General features: G+C 70.4%; 4 protein-coding genes. 1 reads left to right on the top strand and 3 read right to left on the bottom strand.

Annotated elements, in window-relative coordinates; genetic code table 11:
* Positions 1-272 (top strand): hypothetical protein (locus TA90_RS15630; RefSeq protein ID WP_222704610.1); only part of this gene is annotated, 272 nt, incomplete at its 5' end.
* Between the two features lie 217 nt (positions 273-489).
* On the opposite strand, the gene eno is transcribed toward TA90_RS15630, so the two are convergent.
* The 3 genes from eno to TA90_RS09485 all read right to left on the bottom strand — a co-directional run.
* Positions 490-1,770 (bottom strand): phosphopyruvate hydratase, encoded by a 1,281-nt coding sequence (eno, locus tag TA90_RS09495; RefSeq protein WP_043535965.1) that lies wholly within the window; start codon positions 1,768-1,770, stop codon positions 490-492.
* A gap of 222 nt (positions 1,771-1,992) precedes the next feature.
* Positions 1,993-2,424: a hypothetical protein gene (locus TA90_RS09490; RefSeq protein ID WP_043535964.1), complete on the bottom strand. Its 432-nt coding sequence runs from the start codon at positions 2,422-2,424 to the stop codon at positions 1,993-1,995.
* 336 nt (positions 2,425-2,760) lie between these two features.
* Positions 2,761-3,344: TRCF domain-containing protein (locus TA90_RS09485; protein WP_043535963.1), on the bottom strand; the 584-nt coding region annotated here is incomplete at its 5' end.

Raw genomic sequence — 3,344 nt, 5'->3', positions numbered from 1 at the left:
CCTGCCGTGCCGGGCCCGGCGCGGCCGGGGACGGGGACGGGGACGAGGGATTCGTCCCACCGGAGGCGGTCTTCGAGCGCGCCGCACTCCTGGCCTCGCGACGACGCTCCCGGCCGGCGTCGGCGGTCCCGCCGTCCGCCGCCGACTGGGGGCGACGGGAGGGTCTGGGCCGCGCAGGGCGCGCTGATCGGGAGTCGGACATGTTCCCATCGTGCCGCGCCGTCGCGGACCGGCGGCCGAGGAGCCCCGGCATGTCCCGACCGGTCCTGTGAGGTCCGGCGGAGCCCGACGGGGAGGGCGTCCCGGATCGGGGCGGACCTGCGCCCGCCGCGTCGCCCGACCCCGCCGCCATCCCGGTCCCCCGGACGGACAGAAGTCCGCCCTCCCGAAGGAGGACGGACTTCATGCCGTCGACAGAGCGGACCTCACACCCCGAACAGAGCGGACTTCGCGGGGGACGTGGTGGGGGTCAGCCCCGGGTGGTGCTGCTCAGAACTGGGTGCGGGGGAAGGACGAACGGCCGGCGTAGACGGCGGCGTCGCCCAGCTCCTCCTCGATGCGCAGCAGCTGGTTGTACTTGGCGACGCGCTCGGAACGGGCCGGGGCGCCGGTCTTGATCTGGCCGGAGTTGGTGGCGACGGCCAAGTCGGCGATCGTGGTGTCCTCGGTCTCGCCGGAGCGGTGCGAGGTCATCGTGCGGTAGCCGTTGCGGTTGGCCTCCTCGACGGCGTCGAGGGTCTCGGTCAGCGAACCGATCTGGTTCACCTTGACGAGCAGCGCGTTGGCGACGCTCATCTCGATGCCCTTGCGCAGGCGGACGGGGTTGGTGACGAACAGGTCGTCGCCCACCAGCTGCACGCGGGAGCCGATCTCGGAGGTCAGCGACTTCCAGGCGTCCCACTCGTCCTCGGACAGCGGGTCCTCGATGGAGACCAGCGGGTAGTCCGAGATGAGCTTCTCGTAGTAGGAGACCATGTAGTCCGTGGTGCGACCCTCGCCCTCGAACTGGTACAGGCCGTCCTTGAAGAACTCCGAGGAGGCGACGTCCAGGGCCAGGGCGATGTCCTGCCCGGGCTTGTAGCCGGCCTTCTCGATGGCGTCGACGATGAGGTCGAGCGCCTCGGCGTTGGAGGCCAGGTTCGGCGCGAAGCCACCCTCGTCACCCAGACCCGTGGAGAGCCCGCGCTCCTTGAGGACGCTCTTGAGGGTGTGGTAGGTCTCCGCACCCCAGCGCAGCGCCTCCTGGAAGGTCGGCGCACCGATCGGGGCGATCATGAACTCCTGGATGTCGACGTTGGAGTCCGCGTGGGACCCACCGTTGAGGATGTTCATCATCGGGACGGGCAGCACGTGGGCGTTCGGGCCGCCCAGGTAGCGGTAGAGCGGGAGTCCGGCCGACTCCGCGGCGGCCTTGGCGACCGCCAGGGACACGCCCAGGATCGCGTTGGCGCCCAGCTTGCCCTTGTTGTCGGTGCCATCGAGGTCGATCATGGCCTCGTCGATGTGACGCTGCTCGGTGGCATCCTCGTCGATGAGCTCGGGGGCGATGACCTCGGTCACGGCCTCCACGGCGTCCTGGACGCCCTTGCCCTGGTAGCGGTTCTTGTCGCCGTCACGACGCTCGACGGCCTCGAAGGCGCCGGTCGATGCTCCGGAGGGAACGGATGCGCGCGAAACGGTGCCGTCCTCGAGCAGGACCTCGACCTCGACGGTCGGGTTGCCCCGGGAGTCGAGGATCTCGCGAGCCCCGATTGCCTCAATCCTTGCCACGTCATTCTCCTTCATGTGGTTGCGTGACTGCTGTCGCAGTCAACGGTAGTACGGGGCGCCGCCGTTGGGCACCCCAAGACGCAGGTCCCTGAGCCCGGCCCACGCAACTGGGCCCTCCCGCCACGCCGACCCAGCGACGATGGTCCCCATTCGGTGCTCCTCACACTCCCGTCCGGGGAGTGATCGGTCACACCTGCGTGCCGCCGACGGCGGCCGCCGGGGTCAGTTGCCGCTCTCGGAACCGTCCCCGCTCCCGGAGCCGTCCGCCCCGGACTGCGCGGCCTCCGCCGAGACGACGTCGCCGAACTTCGAGGAGATGATCTGGTTGGCGGAGTCGAGCTGCCCGTAGCGCGGGTTGAGCCGCACGTCGGCCGTCGACTGCTTCTCGGAGAGCTCCTTGGTGAGCTGGCTGGTGTCCGACACCTTGGACTGCAGGTCGGAGACGGAGATCTGCATGCGCAACAGGTCGACGAGGGCGTGGTTGAGGTTGTCGGGCAGCGCGGTGATCGACTGCTGCTGCTTGGCGGCCTCGAGTTGGGACTGCACCGTCGCGTCGTCGACGACGATGTCGTGGTCCTTGGCCATCTCCTGGATGTACTGGGCACTGGCGAGGGCGGCCACGAACTCCGAACGTCCCGGCTCCTGACCGAACATCTCGTCGAACTGGTCGATCGACTGGGTGATGTCGGCCTCCGTGTAGGTGGTGTCCCCACCTGGAGGGCGACGCCCGGATGGGCCGAGCAGGCCCCGAGTCCGGCGACCAGTGCGAGTGAGGACAGGCCTGCGAGGACCCTGCCCTTGCGAGTGTGGAACACGTGCGACCTCCCTCGGTGCGGCCCCCTCGGACCACCGCCCAAGTCTACGACAGCGCGCGGGGCGCGCCGTCCGGGACGGACACCGCGCGCCCCGGCCCCGTCGCCCCCCCGGACCGTCACACCCACCGGGACCTGCAGTCCCGCGACTGCGCCGCCCTCGTCGGCCGGTGCCCGCTCATTTCGAGAAGGGCACCAGCACCTTCGTCACCAGGGTCTCCACCCACTCCAGGAGCGCCTCGTCGGTCAGCGGCTGGCCGCCGATGCGGGCGGTCTGGGGCACCGGGACCAGCACCTGGCGCACCGCGGCCTTGATGACCGACCCGTGGTGGAGCCGCTTGAGGCGCACCACCTGGGAGTCCGCCAGCTCCACCGGGCCGATGCGCAGGTAGCGGCCCTGGGTGGCGATCTCGGTGATCCCGGCGGCGCGCACCACCTCGCGCAGACGCGCCAGGGAGAACAGCAGCTCGACCTCGCGGGGCACCGGACCGTAGCGGTCGGTGAGCTCCTCGCGCAGGTCCGCCTCCTGCTCGGGCGTCGTCACTGCGGCGATCTTGGAGTAGACCTCCAGACGCAGGCGCTCCCCCGTGACGTAGTCGTCGGGGATGTGGGCGTCCACGGACAGTTCCAGGCGGACGTCGACCTTCTCGGCCGGCCGCTCACCGCGGTACTCTGCCACCGCGTCGGCGACCATGCGCACGTACATGTCGAAGCCGACCCCCTCGACGTGGCCCGACTGGGCGCCACCCAACAGGTTGCCGG

The sequence above is a fragment of the Actinomyces polynesiensis genome, from assembly GCF_000820725.1.
Taxonomy (GTDB): Bacteria; Actinomycetota; Actinomycetes; order Actinomycetales; family Actinomycetaceae; genus Pauljensenia; species Pauljensenia polynesiensis.
This window is presented reverse-complemented; position numbering and strand designations above follow the sequence as displayed.

Coding starts and splice junctions, on each gene's coding strand:
- TA90_RS09490 (WP_043535964.1), bottom strand. CDS start 2,424: ATGTTCGGTCAGGAGCCGGGACGTTCGGAGTTCGTGGCCGCCCTCGCC.